11 protein-coding genes are annotated in these 17,061 nt (G+C 56.7%); 5 read left to right on the top strand and 6 right to left on the bottom strand.

Annotated features, from left to right (window positions below; all coding sequences use genetic code 11):
* Positions 1 to 130: 130 nt before the first annotated feature.
* A complete protein-coding gene (locus tag ACZRJQ_RS15010) occupies positions 131 to 1,039 on the top strand; it encodes a LysR substrate-binding domain-containing protein (RefSeq protein ID WP_463979219.1) in 909 nt (302 codons plus the stop codon).
* Between the two features lie 26 nt (positions 1,040 to 1,065).
* Here ACZRJQ_RS15010 and ACZRJQ_RS15005 read toward each other — a convergent pair whose 3' ends face one another.
* The 6 genes from ACZRJQ_RS15005 to ACZRJQ_RS14980 form a co-directional block, all read right to left on the bottom strand.
* Positions 1,066 to 2,004, bottom strand: coding sequence for a hypothetical protein (locus ACZRJQ_RS15005; RefSeq protein ID WP_463979114.1), 939 nt, complete (start codon positions 2,002 to 2,004; stop codon positions 1,066 to 1,068).
* A 135-nt stretch (positions 2,005 to 2,139) separates the two neighbouring features.
* Positions 2,140 to 3,096, bottom strand: a complete 957-nt coding sequence (locus ACZRJQ_RS15000) for a DUF6708 domain-containing protein (RefSeq protein ID WP_463979113.1) — start codon at positions 3,094 to 3,096, stop codon at positions 2,140 to 2,142.
* A 3-nt stretch (positions 3,097 to 3,099) separates the two neighbouring features.
* Entirely contained in the window at positions 3,100 to 6,408 is a 3,309-nt protein-coding gene (locus tag ACZRJQ_RS14995; protein ID WP_463979112.1) for a toxin VasX, read from the bottom strand.
* On the bottom strand, positions 6,405 to 7,241 hold the full coding sequence (locus tag ACZRJQ_RS14990) for a DUF4123 domain-containing protein (RefSeq protein WP_463979111.1): 837 nt from the start codon (positions 7,239 to 7,241) through the stop codon (positions 6,405 to 6,407). Before ACZRJQ_RS14990 ends, ACZRJQ_RS14995 begins: the two co-directional genes overlap by 4 nt.
* Positions 7,242 to 7,376: 135 nt before the next feature.
* Entirely contained in the window at positions 7,377 to 8,228 is an 852-nt protein-coding gene (locus tag ACZRJQ_RS14985) for an alpha/beta fold hydrolase (RefSeq protein WP_463979110.1), read from the bottom strand.
* Positions 8,228 to 10,813, bottom strand: a complete 2,586-nt coding sequence (locus ACZRJQ_RS14980; protein ID WP_463979109.1) for an autotransporter family protein — start codon at positions 10,811 to 10,813, stop codon at positions 8,228 to 8,230. The genes ACZRJQ_RS14985 and ACZRJQ_RS14980 overlap by 1 nt, the downstream gene beginning before the upstream one ends.
* A gap of 565 nt (positions 10,814 to 11,378) precedes the next feature.
* Between ACZRJQ_RS14980 and ACZRJQ_RS14975 the strand changes: the two genes are divergently transcribed.
* From ACZRJQ_RS14975 to dld, 4 genes are all read left to right on the top strand, one after another.
* Positions 11,379 to 12,410, top strand: coding sequence for a TRAP transporter substrate-binding protein (locus ACZRJQ_RS14975; protein WP_463979108.1), 1,032 nt, complete (start codon positions 11,379 to 11,381; stop codon positions 12,408 to 12,410).
* Positions 12,407 to 14,290 (top strand): TRAP transporter large permease, encoded by a 1,884-nt coding sequence (locus ACZRJQ_RS14970; RefSeq protein ID WP_463979107.1) that lies wholly within the window; start codon positions 12,407 to 12,409, stop codon positions 14,288 to 14,290. Before ACZRJQ_RS14975 ends, ACZRJQ_RS14970 begins: the two co-directional genes overlap by 4 nt.
* 13 nt (positions 14,291 to 14,303) lie before the next feature.
* Positions 14,304 to 15,092 (top strand): SDR family NAD(P)-dependent oxidoreductase, encoded by a 789-nt coding sequence (locus ACZRJQ_RS14965; protein WP_463979106.1) that lies wholly within the window; start codon positions 14,304 to 14,306, stop codon positions 15,090 to 15,092.
* A gap of 149 nt (positions 15,093 to 15,241) precedes the next feature.
* The gene (gene dld / locus ACZRJQ_RS14960; RefSeq protein ID WP_463979105.1) at positions 15,242 to 16,966 is read left to right on the top strand and encodes a D-lactate dehydrogenase; all 1,725 of its coding nucleotides are present in this window, start codon (positions 15,242 to 15,244) and stop codon (positions 16,964 to 16,966) included.
* Positions 16,967 to 17,061: the final 95 nt, after the last annotated feature.

The raw sequence follows: 17,061 nt of genomic DNA, 5'->3' as shown, positions 1-17,061 counted from the left end.
GTCCTGGGTTTATGAGTGGAGCAATAACGCCACTTTCAACCGCTATCGCCCTGACGTGCCAATCGTTTATGGTGATGCCGTGATCACCGACCGTGATCACCAGAAACGCTGTACCGACTCGGGAGAAGACGTGGAACTCAAACATCTACGGGCTTTTGTGGCCTTGGCCGAAGAGCTGCACTTTGGCCGTGCAGCGGCGCATCTGCACATTGTTCAGCCAGCCTTGAGTGCGCAAATACGCGCCCTTGAGGACGATGTGGGGGCGCAGCTTTTTGAGCGTGACCGACACCGAGTGGAGTTGACCGAAGAGGGGGCGCTGTTTTTGCCCGAGGCCTTGGCAACCTTGCGCCAGGCCAGGCGTGCCCGTGAAGTGTTGCAGCAGGCTGCGGCTGGAGAAGTTGGCGTCTTGCGCCTGGCCTTTGTGTCTTCAACGTTGTCGCACTTATTGCCAGAACTCGTGCGCACACTGGAGCAGCGCTACCCTCGTATCGAACTGGATCTCAAAGACATGCCTTCGCTGCCGCAGGCCCGGGCTTTGTTGGACAACGCCTTGGATTTTGGTCTGGTGCGCTTGCCCTTGAATGTGTCTGGCGTGAACACGCGCATGCTCTTCGAAGAGTCGCTGGTGGTGGCGCTGCCGCAAGACAACCCCTTATGCAGTCAGCGTCGGATACAGCCCCAAGACTTGGCCGGTTGCCCGGTGCTGGTGCTGGCGCGTAAGTACGCCCCCGGGTTGTATGACCAGATGCTGGCGGGTTTTCACCGCCGCAAAATTACCCTGACCATTGCCCGAGAAATGGGCGAGTTCACCACTCAGTTGGCATTGGTGGCTGCGGGGCTGGGGGTCGGCATCTTGCCAAGCGGCGCCGCATCGGCGTTGCCAATGGGAGTTGTGACCCGCCCTTTGGCACTGGCCATGAGCGGGGCAGGCATCGGCGTGGCCTGGACCGGACTGGAAACCCCGCGCAAGCGGGCGCTAATGCAGGTGCTAGACGAACTCTATCCCGCATCCACACCCGAGCTTACTGGGGGGTTGTAGCCAAAAGTGAGCTCTCACCTTCTGGCTTATTTCAGCGCATCGGCTAGCTCGGCCTCGCGCTGGGCGATGGCCGCTTCAAGTTCGGGTGAGCGTTTGGCCCATTGCTCGGGAGGTAGAGGTTTAGACCATTCGATGATGTCGGGGTGGGTGAGGTCGGGGGGCGGGGAGAGCTTCCAGATTTGCAGCATAAACACGAAAGGTCCGCCGAAAAGAAAGATGCAGAGCACTAGCCATGTAGCTTTACCCAGCTCCCCAGTTCGTAAGTGCTGCCAAATTCCGTCTGCATACTCGCAACAAATTCCCCACACAATGCCTCGCCCTTTGAGGCTGTCGCGACCACCTTCAAAGTCATTGGATTGAGTTAACGCCTGCGGGCCTATTTCCATGTAACTGCGCATGCACTCCCACAGCGCCATCGCCGCTTCGTTACCGCCGCAGTTAAAGCCCCACATGAAATGTTTGTTGTCCTCTTTGGCATCAGGGTCGGGATTGTCAAAACCAATGAACAACAACCCCGAGGTATGTCGCCCAGCCTGGCTGACCGATGAGCTTTGAGCCGCGGCGGCAGTCACTGTTTCCCACGGCACGATCCAATATTCCCCGTCTTCGCGTGGCACGCAAACCTCACGGCGTTGGCGGTTGAAGCGAATGGGCAGGGGTGTTGGTTGGGACAAGCTATAGATCAGCATTAGTGCTGGGATGCCAGTTATGCCTACTCCCAACCAAAGAACGTCGGCGTCGTTTGTGAAATAGGCCAGAGCTATAAACATCATGATCATTGGCCATAAAAGCATCACACATGTTCCGATGCTGTAATTGCCAGCATCTAAAAAAACGTCATTTTTACGCCAAACGATATTGAGCATATCGGTTGGTCTTTTCCCCGTAGGGATGGGCAGTGGGGCGAGAGAGTCCTGCTGTGAAAGCAGTCCATTTTTACGCGTACCGGCAGTAGACAAACTCATCGCCGGCCCCCCGGCTGCAAGTAAATCGAACCCTTCGGATCGGCCAAAACATAGCGCCTTGCTACGTCCAACTCAGGTGTTGGGTCGTTTCGTAATGCAATCACGGCAAGAGCTGAGACAAGTAAAAGCATCCAACTAAGCATCCTTCGCGGCCAGCTCAGCCTCGCGCTGGGCGATGGCCGCTTCAAGTTCGGGTGAGCGTTTGGCCCACTGCTCGGGAGGTAGAGGTTTAGACCATTCGATGATGTCGGGGTGGGTGAGGTCGGGGGGCGGGGAGAGCTTCCAGATTTGCAGCATAAACACGAAAGGTCCGCCGAAAAGAAAGATGCAGAGCACTAGCCATGTAGCTTTACCCAGCTCCCCAGTTCGTAAGTGCTGCCAAATTCCGTCTGCATACTCGCAACAAATTCCCCACACAATGCCTCGCCCTTTGAGGCTGTCGCGACCACCTTCAAAGTCATTGGATTGAGTTAACGCCTGCGGGCCTATTTCCATGTAACTGCGCATGCACTCCCACAGCGCCATCGCCGCTTCGTTACCGCCGCAGTTAAAACCCCACATGAAATGCTTGTTGTCCTCTTTGGCATCAGGGTCGGGATTGTCAAAACCAATGAACAACAATCCCGATGTATGTTGCCCAGCCTGGCTGACCGATGAGCTTTGAGCCGCGGCGGCAGTCACTGTTTCCCACGGCACGATCCAATATTCCCCGTCTTCGCGTGGCACGCAGACTTCACGGCGTTGGCGGTTGAAGCGGATGGGTAAGGGCGTGGGTTGGAATAGGTCGTAAATAAACATCAATGAGGGGATGCCTACAATTATTGCGCCTCCCCATAAAATGGCATTACCGCCCTGTGGGGCAATACTTCTTAAGCCCAAACCTAGCGCCAGATAAAACATAGACATGCACCACATAACCATGACAGCGGAGCCGATGCTGTAATTGCCAATATCTAAAAAAACATCATTTTTTCGCCAAACAGTGTTCAGCATATCGGCTGGTTTTTTCCCCGTAGGGATGGGCAGTGGGGCGAGAGAGTCATGCTGTGAAAGCAGTCCATTTTTACGCGTACCGGCATTAGGCTGGCTCATCATTCAACCCCTCGTTGCAAGTAAATAGATATAGCGCTTGGCTTCGTCTAGTTCTGGGGTTGGATCGTTCCTCAATGCCACTACCCCAGAGGCTTGGCTCAAGGTAAATGCAACACCATGCTCCCCTCCGATAAAGCCAAGGGCACCTAGCATTGAGGTCAGGGGTGTTTGGTAGCGTAAGCGCAACGATACTTTGGAGGGCTGCGAGGCGAACAGGTTCGGCACTTCTTTTTTAAACAGACCTGTTAAGCGCAAGCCTTGGCCCTCTTTAGCGGGTATCCACTGGCAACGGCTGCTGTCTATCCAGCAGTCGGCAATGTCTTGCATGGGCTCTTGTGTACGATAAACACCCTCACCATTTTTGACCCGCTCTCGCATTGCCAAGGTATCTCGCGGGTTACCCAGCATGGTGATTTCAAGATAAGCACTGCTGGGTTCAGCCCCCGGTAAGTCGATGGTCAGTGAGTCAATAAAGGATGTGAATTGAAGCCCCATATGACTGCTGGTTCCAGTTGTCTGATCGTGGCTGACAAAACTGACTCTGGGCATATAAAGAATGCTGTACAAGCGGCTAAGTTCTGTTTGCTGATCGTCAATCGATAGTGGGTTTAGGTCTCGCGCGCGGGCCTTGGACCAACAGCAATAACTAAGAAAGTTCTGCATCGGCGTCTGCTGTAAGTACCAAGCAACCAGGTACAACACGCCCAATACCGCAATTAGGTAGTTAAGCGGCCCCATCCACAGCAGGTATCTCGCAATTGCAACATCAGTCGTCATAGTTCCTGCAATAGCTTTAAAGGTGAATCTAAATCCCATAAAGGCTTGCACACCAAAAGCAGCTATTTGCCCTCCAACAACAAGGTGGCGAAGGTCTAACCAAGGGTCTAACGTGCTGTGTGCATCTTCTAATTGTTGCTGGAGTGATATGAACTCAGATACAGCCGCACCGAATGAAAGCGCGCCAATGAATCCTCCAAAAAGTGTCAAGACTGGAGCGCCAACCCATCGATTATTTGAGAACTTTATTCCAAATACCCTATCCGGTGCGTTCCTTCTCAATTGACTATCAATCACCGCCACCAACGCCGCCCCCGCATACAACGTTGCTGACGCCGTGTCGTATAACCGCTGATCATCTGCTCCCTCCAACACTCCGGCCTGCGCCAGATAATTACTGGCATTCCAGCTGTTAAGTAGCAGCGCGACTAAGGCAACCAAGCCTGCGCTGCCGTTGACGGCCGGGGAGTTGACGATGTTGGCTGCGTGGCCGAGGCCGATGGCTTTGCCGGTACTTTTAGCCCACTGGGTCAGGTCTTCGGCCGCTTTGCCAAACAGTTGCCACACGCGCAGCCCACCTTCGTTGACGGCACGCAAGCCCACGCCGTTGCCCAGTCGCGCCGCTACGAGGATGCTCAGCCATGAGGCGCTCGGCGCAGCGCCGTGTTCGCTTTTGAGCAGTAACAATGCAGCACCAAGGCGTTTGACCAAAGTGCTCCAGTTGCCTTGTGGATCATTGGCACGCTGTGCCAGTGCTTTGATCATTGGCAGCCCCAGCGCGCCCAGCACTTTGGCGAGGGCCTGTTCGGCGTTGGACTGGTTTTCAAGTGCCAGCGCCGCCAGTAATTCGCTCGCTCGGCTGGTGGTGTTTACCGCACCTTCAAGCGAGGGGTTCCAGCCTGAAAACAATTGGCGCAACGCCCCGTCATCTGCGCTGCGTACATAGGCAGCGTATTGCTCGGCACCGACGTTGCGCACGCATTGAGCGCTCAAGCAGGTGATGGCCAGTTGGTCGAGCCATTCGAGGTCGTTTGCGTTGGTGTAGTCAACAAACCAGGTGCCGCTGTGGTGCCGGGGCAAGTAAAGGCCCCGGTCGGCAAAGAGGGTTTCGTGGCGCTGTTGAATCTGCGCAAAGTGCGCGGGCGCGGTTTCATCCAGCCATTGGTTCATGGCGGGCAAGTCGATGTATTGCTCTACTTTGTCGCTGGCGTGGTGGTTTTGCAGATTGGCGACTTTCGCTGCACGGTATTCACGAATGACGTATTCGATTTCTGTGTGCAACTGCGCCGGGATAAATATGCGCACTGGGGCCACTGCGGCTTGGACGTCGGTGTGAACACTACGTAGTAAAGCCTCGGCCTGTGTGTTGCTGTATTGGCCACCACGTTGCTGATTGATGCGTGATTCTTCTTTGAACAACTCATCGAGTCGGTGATGGGCCTTGAGTAAGGTTTTGCCTTGTTCTGGGGTGAGCTCAATGTCGTGTTCCCGGTAGCGATAACTTAGATTGCCCGCGACTTCGGCACCATCCTCAGTAATCAAACTGCGCACAAACCCGCCGATGCTCAGGCGCAGGTTGTTATCGGCTTGCCATTGTTCATGGCGGGTTTCGACCTGCTCTTGCTCATGATTGATATCACGCAATACGCCAAGGTCGTCGTCTAGGCAGGCGAGCACGGTGTACAGCCCGCGTGATGCGGTATGGGCGGTTTCTATCAGGTTTTGCGTGCGAGTTGGCGCCCAGGTTTCGGCGCTCCAATCGCCTGGCGGTGGGGTGCTGGCGGGCACTTGCGGGTAGTGAGCGGCGATGTTCTCTCGCTCGTTTAGCCAGTGCATGGCCTCGGTGTAGGCATTGATGTTGATAGGTGTTGGGTGTTTGAGCGCTTGAGCGCCCAATTGATTAGCGCTGTTATTAAGGCTCGTTTGGTTACGTTGGTAATCAATGGCCAGCGCCAAGTCGTAGGTGGCAGGGATTAACTCCGCCATCACGCTTTTGGCGTCGGTCAGTGGGGCGCAGTGCGGTGCCTGGAGCTCATTGGCGATTTGGCGCAGATCGAGGCGGCGCATGCGTTTCACTCGGGCGTCACGTTCTTTGAGTTGTTCGCAGTGCGCCGCATTAAGTGGGATTTCGCTGTAAAGCATCCAAGCTTCGTGGTGTTTGTCAAGCGTCAGACCGCTGAGCTCGCCCGCCATCAAATGATTGTGTCCAGCGTCCAGAGGTTGCTCTTTAAGCAGGGCGTTTAATCCCACTGCGTAACGCTTAAGGGGGCCTTGGTCATGCCACACGTAGACAAAGCCTGAGCGCAGCGGGCGTGCCGCCAAGGGGTGGCTTTTGGGGGCAACACCGGGCTGAAAAGCAGGGTGGGCAGCTGGCTCTTCGCTGAGTGCATAGCGGACCGGGACAACAAAAATGTGGGGCTGATGAGCCGGGCATTGCTGAACCAGATGGTTGATGTCGATGTGCTCGTGGGTCTTGGCGGCGCGATTGGCCTGTGACAAACGAACGGCCGTGGCCCAACGGTCTTCGTTGCTCATAACGTGACTTCTCCACTGAAGGCTTGGCGCGTTAACTCCGTTAATACATGCTCCAGACGCTGCGCAGGGGATACCTCGCGCTCACTCAATAATTGGCGATAAACCTCTTGGCCTCGCCCGTCCGGAAACGCGTCTCCAAAAGCGGCATACAGTACGACCCACCTCAGCACTTCATCTTTTGCGCTGTAACCTTGGCGGGCAGCATTGCGCTGGCAAGCTCCTGCCCACGCCTGTTGTTGGTGGGCATCAAGCGCTTGTAAGCACTGAGGAAAGTGGTCTTGGCAATGGGCAATAAGCAGTTGGGTAAATTGATCACGGCTGGCTTGGCTCAAATGCTCCAGTTGCTGCGAACTGAGGCTCAGCCAAGGTGTGTTTGCGTAACGCGCGCCGTGTTGGTCAGGGGTTTGCCGGGTGATCGACAGGCCATCAGGCAGGCGAATTAAGCACACTGGGCCCATCAGACGATCCCGCTCGGCACCGGTTAAATCTGCCAGCCAAAGTCGGGTAATGCGTGGGTCGTAGTAACGAAAAAAAGCCGTGACGTCGCCCTCAAGTCGCACATGAATCAGGCTGCGTAAATGTGCGATCAAGGCGGGCTCATCAGCATCGGACTCCAGCCAGATCCCCGCTGTGGTTTGCCATTCCTGAGTGAAGGTTTTAGCCAGCAGACTGCCGGGTTTAACGGCCACTAACACCGGGCCACAGGGCGCCAGTTCGGCGTATTGCGTGGTTAAGTACAGCGAGTGAGGGACTGTGTTTTGCTCCAGTTGGAACAGGCGCACGTAGAGGTCAGGGATCTGATTGCTGTCGAGCAGCAGGTAAGCACACGTCACAGTTGACCCTCCGTTGGTTCAGCACACGCCTGTCTTCAGGCAAGGGCGGGAACGCTAACGGATAGTCCTAATCTTCGGGTGTAGGGCTTTTCTCAAATACTCTCGCGAATTTGGAAAACAGCTTATGTTTCGGTTTTAGGGCTGACACTCAATAGGTTGATTTCGCCATATGGCCCATGCGTGTTCCCAACCTTGGGTGTGATCGGCGCCGGGCACCACGACGCTTTGCAGGCAACGCGTTGCCCCCAGCGCTTGGCGATAATGCTCGAGCAGCACGGGGGGCACTACGCGGTCGGCGCTTCCCACAAAATGCCGCTGCGGGATGCGTGCTAGACGTGCGCGTTCATCCAAGGGCTCCAGCGACCCCTTGAGCGGGCTTAGCTGTTGCAACTCGACCCATTGGCGCGGGCTGAGGTTGCCTGCCAGCGTTTGCACTTGCGCCACATCATCGCGGCGGCTGGCCAGCAGTAGCGCCAAGGTTGCGCCGCCGGAATACCCCACCAGTTCGAAGCTCTGGTTGCCCAAGCGGTGCTTGATCTGGTCGAGCGCTTGGTCGAGGCTGTTGAGGACCTCGGGGCTGAAACGCCGGTCTGTCCACAGCACAGTTTTGCAAGCGCTGGCGCTCACAAACTGGCAGGGCCGGGCCATATACAGGCTGGGTGTCGGATCGCTGAAGGCCAGGCGGGCCACCAACAGGTTTTTCGGGCTGGGATCAAGGCTGGGCTGGCGGGCCGTTGCCCACGCATGGCCGTCGCCTTCGAGGTAAACCCGAATACGCGATAACGCAGGGGCTGGCGAGGGTATGCCCAGCATCAGCGGAAAATTTGGGGTGTGGATAACTTCAAGGTGCTGGCCCCGGAGTGAGGCTTGGTCTTGCAACGCTTGAAGCGGGGTCTGGCAACCGCTAAGCGCAGCGCTGATCAACAGCGCCACGCTTGGCAGCCAGACGCCAACCCGCGAGCGCGGGTTGAAGCCTGCACACTTCATCAGAAGTCGTAACGCACTTTGGCCGAAAAGGTGTCGGCGTCGAAGCCTGATTTGCCGACGTAGTCGTAGTTCAGACCTATCGTCACCGCGCCTAAGCGATAGTCTGCGCCGATACCTGCTTCGTAGCTGTTGCGCACAGCTTTAGCACCGCTGGTCACGAACGGCGTGTTGCCGAGGGTGAAGGTCGAGGTGCTGCTGGCTTGGTCAGCGGCGAAGTCGTGGAACGCCATCACTTTGGCTTGCGGCGTCAGGGTGCCTTGGCCCAGTGGGTAGTTGGCAGCAACGCGCAAACCTGCGCCCAGCTCGGCCACTTCGTAACGCTGGTCTTTGACTTTCAGCGCGGCAGAAGAGCCTTTTTCGCGGTAACCATCGATGTCTACCAGGCTGTAGCGCGCTGCTACACGAGGCTCGATCAGCAGGTCTGGGGTGATGTTGTAGGTGTAACCACCCATCACGTTCACGCCAAACAGGGTGCTGTCGTAATCAGCTTTGGCTTTGGTGTTACCCACCGTGCGCTGGCTGTCGTTGTCGTTCATGCCATAGGTCAGGCCGGCGTCAACGAAGTAATTGCCTTGCTCAAAACCGCCGTACAGCGTGAACGCATGGCTATCGACTTCAGTTTTGCTGCCAGCTTTGCCATTCACATCAGTGTTCAGGTAGCTGTACGCCACGCCCAACGTCACTTGATCGTTGACCTTGCCATCGGCGCCCACCGCGATACCACGGCTGTAAGCATTAAAGCCTGCGACGCCATCACGCATGTCTTGAGTCGCATCGCTGTACAGCGACTGCACCCACACGCCGGTTTCCTTGAGCGTGTCGCCCGAGGACAAACCACGCCCGCCGCCGGTACGGTTGCCCGTCACGTTGCTGATCAAGGACTGGCTGGTGGTGGCTGCCTGAGTGGCGCCGCCGTTGACGTCGGGTGCCAGTTGCTCAGCCAATTTTTTCAAGGCTTCAGGGCTATTCGACGCGTTGACGTAGTGCTGGAACAACGGGTCTTGCGGGCTCAGTTGGGCCAGTTGGGTCGCGACCTGAGAGAAGGCTGCACCGGCTTGCTGTGCGTTATGCGAGCCACCGATGTTGGCGATCACATCGCCCACTTCAGCGGAGTTTTTGCTCGTCACTTTGGTCACGATCTGGTTGTTTTCAACCACATAGCTGTCGACGTTCAGCAGCGACGAACTGCTGGTAACTTTCAGACCGTTGTCTTGCAGGTCTTTGGCTTGTACCAGTGTGTACGTGGTGCCATCGGCGCGGAAATCGCTGCCTTTGGCGGCCAGTTTAATTTGCGAGCCTTCGCCGAACTGAGCGGTGCCGCTGACGCTCAATACCGCTTTGTTGGCATCTGTGGCGTTGCTCAGGTTCAGGCCCAGCGACGAGTTGCCCGCCACGTACAGGTTGCCGTCCAACGTGGTGTGGGCCAGGCCCAAGTCCAGGTGAGCGGGAGTAGATTTGCTGCCGACATCTACCCAGCCGTTGTTTTTCATGCGGATATTGGCGCCATCCGCAGTGCTGTCAGTGCCGGTGAACGAGGCGTTGCCTTGTACCGAGATCTGGCTCAGGTCGATCAAGTTGCCGTTGGTTTGGCTGCCGTTGGCCAAGGTCAGACGCACTTCGCTGTCGCTTTCCGACGCATCAACCGCTTCGTCCAGGGAGGTGAGGACGCCGTTGTTGACGATATGCAGCTCAGCTTGTTTGCCATTGACAGTGAACCCGCCTACCACGATGGCAGCATCTTCAGCCTGGATCGAACCGTTGTTCACGATTTGGGCGTCGGATTGGGTGAAGTTCGCGCCGTCTACGCGAATGCCCTCGGCATCGTTACCGGTGGCGACGATTTTGCCGTTGTTTTCGATGCCGCGAACATTGGCGCGATCAACGATCAGTTGCAGGCCGTTGAAGTATTCCTGCGACGTCAGATCAACAGCCGTTGAGCCTTCGCCGGAAACCGAAATCAGGCCGTTGTTGATGATCTTGCCGTCCAGCGTTCCGCCTTCCATGCGCAGGGCTTTGGCGTCGGTGCCTTCAGCAATAATCTGGGCCCCAGCAGCGTTTTTGAAGTCGCCCTTGATGTGGCTGGAACCGGAAATATTCACCGCACGCACAGGCTGCGAAGAGCCGTCATCTTCATCGATTTCAGGTTCGCCTCTTGCCATCAACACGCCTTGGTTGATCACATCGCCTTCAACGGTAACCGGGTCGATCAGCCAAGCGGTGGCGCCGATTCCTGTCGCCGACACAGTGCCCTTGTTAATCAGATTGCCGCCTACGGTGTTGCCATTGTCCGGCCATTTACCGGCGTCAAAGGTATCCATATCGATACCGCCCGGGTGCTTGCCGCTGGAGGTAATCGTGGCGTTGAACACCAGATCCTTCTCAAACTTTGAACCTGCAATCTGCACCGCGTCGTCATCGAGTGTCGAGCTGTTGAAAGCCCCGGTGATTTCGACGTTATCGGTGTAGGTTTTGTCTTCGAGCAGCAGACCATCATTGGTCAATTGCAAGGTTTGGGCATAGGCGGGTAGGGCGCACGCGGTGATGGCGAGGGCAAGCAGGCTTTTACGGAATTTAACAGGGGACACAGAATCTTCCTTAACACATCGGCTGATAATCCAGGCGCTTCCATGCGTGAGCTTTTAGGTAGTGGCTATGTGCTACGCAAGAAAGCGCGGCGATATTAAAGGAGATGATGGCTAATTAACATTGTTTAATTGACGTCAAATAAAGCCATGCGCCGAGTTGTTAACGCTGTCACTGGCTTGTCATTCAAACAGCCAAAAAGACAGGGTCGTTGCGTCCATAGCTCTAGAAAGGGTCGAGCCCCTTCCCGCGGCCGGGAAAGTATTCGATATTGCACAAGCATAAGCGTTGCCCATGACAGGTGTCGCTTGTGGAGCCGCGGGCGACAGCTCACAGGAGACACCTGTTACCTCAGTGGTGATTTGAGCCCAAAAACAAGAAGCGGATACATTTAGTAAAGATACGTCTCTCTCTTGTAAATACAGTGGGTTAGGTCAAATGCGCTTAACCATTTGGGCGAGTTGAATGCTTTTTTCAACGTCTGGCACCTGAATTGCTTTATCACTTGTATCCAGTGGCTACCCCAAGGCCACCCATCAATAAAAACAATAAAGTCAGGAGAACTAAATGAGCGACTTCACTCGCCGCAACTTTCTCAAAACGGCCTCCCTTGCGTCTGCTGCTGTTGCGGTTGCCGGGGTCGGTTTATACAGCGGCAAGAGTCAGGCCGCCGAGTTCAAGTTGAAGTTTGCCAACAACATGCCCATCACCCACTCGATGAACGTGCGTGCTCGCGAAATGGCCAAGGCTATTCGTGACGAAACGGAGGGTGCGGTGCAGATTCAGATTTTCCCAAGCAGCCAGCTCGGCAGTGATACCGACACCTTGGCTCAGGTTCGCTCGGGGGCCGTGGACATGTTTGCGCTGTCGCCAGTCATCCTCGGCACGATGGTGCCATCGGTGCAAATCAGCGCAGTCGGTTTCGCCTTCAAAGATTACGAGCAGGTTTGGAATGCTATGGACGGCGATTTGGGGGCTCACGTGCGCGCCGAAATTGCCAAGACCGAAACCCTGTTCGCGTTCGACAAAATCTGGGACAACGGTTTTCGTGTGACCACGACCAGCACCCGCCCGATCGCTACGCCCGATGACTTGAAGGGCATGAAGCTGCGCGTGCCACCGAGCCCGATTATCATGTCGATCTTCCGCGCCTTTGAAGCCGCGCCGACCAGCATCAACTTTTCTGAGGTGTACTCGGCGCTCCAGACGCGCATCGTGGAAGGCCAGGAAAACCCGCTTACGTTGGTGTCATCGGCGAAGTTGTACGAGGTGCAGAAGTACTGCTCCCTGACCAACCACGTTTGGGATGGTTTCTGGATGTTGGGTAACAGCGCTTCGTTCAACCGCTTGCCTAAAGACTTGCAAGCGGTGGTCAGCAAACACATCAATAACGCGGTAGTTGCTCAACGCGATGACTTGGCCAAATTGCAGGGCACCATCCGCGACACGCTCAAGGAAAAAGGCCTTGAACTGGTGGAGTCAGCGCCTGAACCTTTCCGTCAGCAGCTCAAAAACGCCAATTACTACGCCGACTGGCACGAGAAGTTCGGTGATGACGCTTGGGCCATTCTTGAGCAATATGCCGGGAAACTCGCATGATGGGCGCGCCAGCGGCAGTGGCCTCCACGTCTTCCATGCGCCTGCCGGCCCGGGCGCTTGTTTGTCTGAACCGATGGGCCATGCAGGTGGTCGGTGCGATCACTGTCGCCTTGATGGTGATCGAAACCTTCGTGCTGCTGGCCGGGGTTTTTTCTCGCTACGTGATGCACAACCCGCTCATCTGGACGGATGAACTGGCGTCGTCGCTGTTCATCTGGATGGCCATGTTTGGCGCGGTGCTGGCCTTGGATCGCGGCGAACACATGCGTATGTCTGCACTGGTTAACAAGCTGCCCCACGCTTGGCGTGGGTTCTGCGAAACCGTGTCAGCGTTGGTGGTGTGCCTGTTTGTGGTGATGATTATCGGGCCTGCGATGCAGCACTCCCATGAACAGATGTCGATCACCACGCCAGCGTTGGGGATTCCTGACGGTTTGCGTGCCGCTGCATTGCCGGTCGGCGCGGTGTTGATGCTGCTGGCGGCAGTGTCGCGCATGGCACGATTGTCTACGGTGCGTCAGTTTGTGGCTGCCATTGGCGTGTTGGCGGTGGTGGCTGCTGTGTTGTGGGTCAGTCAGCCGCTGCTGGCGACTATCGGCAACTACAACCTGATCGTGTTCTTTCTGGTGTTGCTGGGGGCCTGTGTGTTTGGCGGCATTCCTATCGCGTTTGCTTTCGGCACGGCAACTATGGCCTATCTGGCGCTGGCTACCCATGCGCCGCTGTCGATTGTGGTCGGCCGCATGGATGAAGGCATGTCGCACATGGTGCTGTTGGCGGTGCCGTTGTTCGTCATGCTTGGCGTGGTGCTGCAACTGTCGGGCATGGCGCGCACGCTGATCGACTTCATGGCTTCGTTGCTCGGCCATGTGCGCGGTGGTCTGCAATACGTTTTGCTGGGCGCAATGTTTTTGGTGTCGGGTATTTCTGGCTCCAAAGTGGCCGACATGGCAGCTGTTGCTCCGGCTCTGTTCCCTGAAATGAAAAAACGCGGCTCCGAGCCTGAGGAGCTGGCGGCCTTGCTGGCAGCGACCGGGGCTATGACCGAAACCATCCCGCCGAGTCTGGTGCTGATTACCATTGGCGCAGTGTGCAGCGTGTCCATTACGGCGCTGTTCATCGGGGGCTTGATGCCTGCAGTCGTGGCGACGGTGGTGATCGCGATGGTGTGCTGGTGGCGTTCGCGCAAAGAAGTCATGCCCAAGGTCAAGCGCGCGCCGCTGTCGGTGGTCGCACGCACCTTCATGGTTGCTTTACCAGCGTTGGCGCTGCCGTTGTTGATTCGAGTTGCCGTGCTTGAAGGCGCCGCCACGGCCACAGAAGTGTCGACTATCGGCGTGGCTTATGTGGTGATGGTCGGGTTGGTGATGCACCTGTTCATGCGTCATATCGAGTTCAAACGGGTGTACCCGATGATGCTCGAAGCGGCGGCCTTGTCAGGTTCCATCCTGTTGATTATTGGCATGGCCTCGGCGATGGCCTGGGCACTGACTCAGTCTGGGTTCTCGGCGTCGCTGGTGGACTTGATCAGTGAAATTCCGGGCGGTGCCATCAGCTTTATGTTTGTGACCATCGTCATCTTCGTGGTGCTGGGCAGCGTGCTGGAGGGTATTCCGGCAATCGTATTGTTTGGCCCGCTGATGTTTCCGTTGGCAGAAATGCTCAGCATCCACCCTGTGCATTACGCGATGGTGGTGATTCTGGCGATGGGCATTGGCTTGTTTGCACCGCCGTTGGGTGTCGGCTTCTACGCGGCCTGTGCGATCAGCAAGGTCTCGTCTGACCACGTCATCCGCCGTGTCTGGGGTTATTTAGGTGCCCTGATCGTGGCGTTGATTATCGTTGCCTGCTTCCCATGGATTTCCATCGGTTTCCTTTAAGAGAGCATTTGTCATGAGCCAATTAGCGAACAAAAAAGCTGCGCTCGTCCAAGGGCGTGTGGCCTTGGTCACCGGCGCCGCGATGGGGATCGGTGCGGCGGTTGCCGAGCGTCTGGGGCACGATGGGCATACCGTTGTGGTCGCCGACCTCAACCTGACGGCGGCCGAAGAAATGGTCGCCAAGCTCAACGCTCAAGGCATTGAAGCGATGGCGCTGGCCATCGACGTGGGGGATGCGCAGTCCATCGCAGCAGCGTTTGCCTATCTGCAAGAGTACTTTGGCCGCTGTGATGTGCTGGTGAACAACGCCGGTATTGCCAAGACCCAAGCGTTTTTGGACTGCGACCTCGTGGACTGGCAACGTGTGCTGAACATCAACCTGACCGGTTCGCTGCTGTGCGGCCAACACGCGGCACGTCTGATGAGCACTAATGGCTGGGGGCGGATTATCAACGTCGCGTCTATCAGCGGCATGCGTGCCAGCATGGGGCGTACGGCTTATGGCACGTCCAAAGCCGCGATCATCGGGTTAACGCGGCAGATGGCTGTGGAGCTTGCCGAATACGGCATCACCGTCAACGGCATCGCGCCCGGCCCGGTGGACACACCGCTGACCCAAAAGCTGCATTCGGCCACCACTCGTGAGTCTTACGCCAAGGCTGTGCCGATGCGTCGTTATGGAACGCCAGCAGAAATGGCCGGCGCAGTGGCGTTTCTCGCGTCCGACGATTCGTCATACATCAGCGGTCATGTGATCCCGGTAGATGGCGGGTTTATGGCGTCGGGCATTCTGGAAATTTAAGCGGCGGCTTGGGTATCGCTTAACGATGCCTCACTTGCAAACATCCTGCTAAAACCTGCCTGTCATACGTGTCACCCGGCGCGAGTTCTTCGCCGCCGGGTGGTCACCCCTTCCTGACGGCTTCTCCCTTTTTACCTGAGCAAAGACAGATGAACTCTATTGCCACCCCAGTGCCTCAATTGCGTGCCCTCGAACTGCTCGCCAACCTTAAAACCATCGTCGGTGACAGCCATGTACTGACTGAGGCCAGCGACACCGTGCGCTTTCGCCAAGGCTTTCGATTTGGTAAAGGCAGCGCCGTCGCGGTGGTGTGTCCGGGCTCGCTGCTTGAACAATGGCGCGTGGTCAAAGCCTGTGTGGCCGCCGACATGATCATCATCATGCAGGCGGCCAACACGGGGCTGACGGGAGGCTCAACGCCGGACGGTGGCTATGACCGTGAAGTTGTGATCATCAGCACTTTGCGCATGCGCACAGTGCAGGTGATTGAGCAGGGGCGGCAGGTGATTTGCTTTCCCGGTTCGACACTGGATCAACTGGAAAAAGTGCTCAAGCCGCTGGGACGCGAGCCCCATTCAGTGATCGGTTCGTCGTGCATTGGCGCTTCAGTTTTTGGGGGGGTGTGCAATAACTCAGGAGGGTCGTTGATCCGACGCGGCCCGGCCTACACTGAGATGTCGCTATACGCTCAGCTTGATGCGCAGGGGCAACTGCATCTGGTCAATCACTTGGGGGTTCATCTGGGTGACACGCCAGAGCAAATTCTCGGCAACCTGGAGGCTGGCCGTTATAGCGACGCGGACATTCAGGCCGATTACGGGCGGGGCTCCGATCACGGTTATGCCGAGCATGTGCGGGATGTTGATGCCGACACGCCCGCTCGTTTTAACGCGGATAAACAGCGCTTGCACGAAGCCAGTGGGAGCGCAGGCAAGCTGGCAGTTTTTGCGGTGCGGCTGGACACCTTTGCTGCTGAGCACGACACCGCCGTGTTCTATATCGGCACCAATCACACCCAAGATTTGACCCAGATTCGTCGGCACATGCTTGAGCACTTCGCCGAGCTGCCGATTGCGGGCGAATACATGCACCGCGACGCTTATGACGTAGCGGCGAAGTACGGCAAGGACACCTTCCTGATGATTCATCATCTGGGCACCCAACGTCTGCCGAAAATGTTCGCCCTCAAAAGCCGTGTGGACAACGCGCTCAGTCGTTTTGGATGGCTGCGATCGCACCTGTCTGACCGCGTGTTGCAGTGGGTTGCGCGCTGTTTTCCAGATCACCTGCCCAAGCGTATGGCCGACTATCGCCAACGGTATGAGCATTACTTGATGCTCAAAGTGTCTGGCGCTTCGGCAGCGCCGACGCAGGCTTACCTGAGCCAATTGTTCGACGCACGCGAAGGGGGCTTTTTTCGGTGCACGGCTGAAGAGGGCAGCAAGGCGTTTTTGCATCGGTTTGCGGCGGCTGGCGCGGCGGTACGGTATCGGGCGATTCATGACGATGCCGTCGAGGACATTGTGGCGTTGGACATCGCCTTGGCCCGCAATGATCGAGACTGGTTCGAGACGCTGCCTGAAGCCATCGAGCAGCAACTGATCCTCAAACTGTATTACGGGCATTTCTTCTGCCACGTCTTCCATCAGGATTACATCGTGCGTAAGGGCAGCGATTGCCTGGCCGTGGAGCATCAAATGTGGGCGTTGCTGGATGATCGAGGCGCGGAGTATCCGGCGGAGCATAACGTGGGCCATCTTTACCACGCCAAGGCCGAGCTGAAAGCGTTTTATCAAACGCTGGACCCATGCAACAGCTTCAACCCCGGTATCGGCAAAACATCAAAATGTCGGCACTGGCAGAGCGAGGGCTGAAAGGCTCGGGTATAAAAATGGCAGCGTGGCGATCAACACCCCGCTGCCATTTTTATTGATCTGTGCCAAACAGGGGGCTCTCGATAAACGCAGCC

The organism is Pseudomonas sp. E315 (assembly GCF_055406205.1).
The sequence above is the reverse complement of the archived record's forward strand: the minus strand, read 5'-3'. Positions and strand labels throughout refer to the sequence as shown.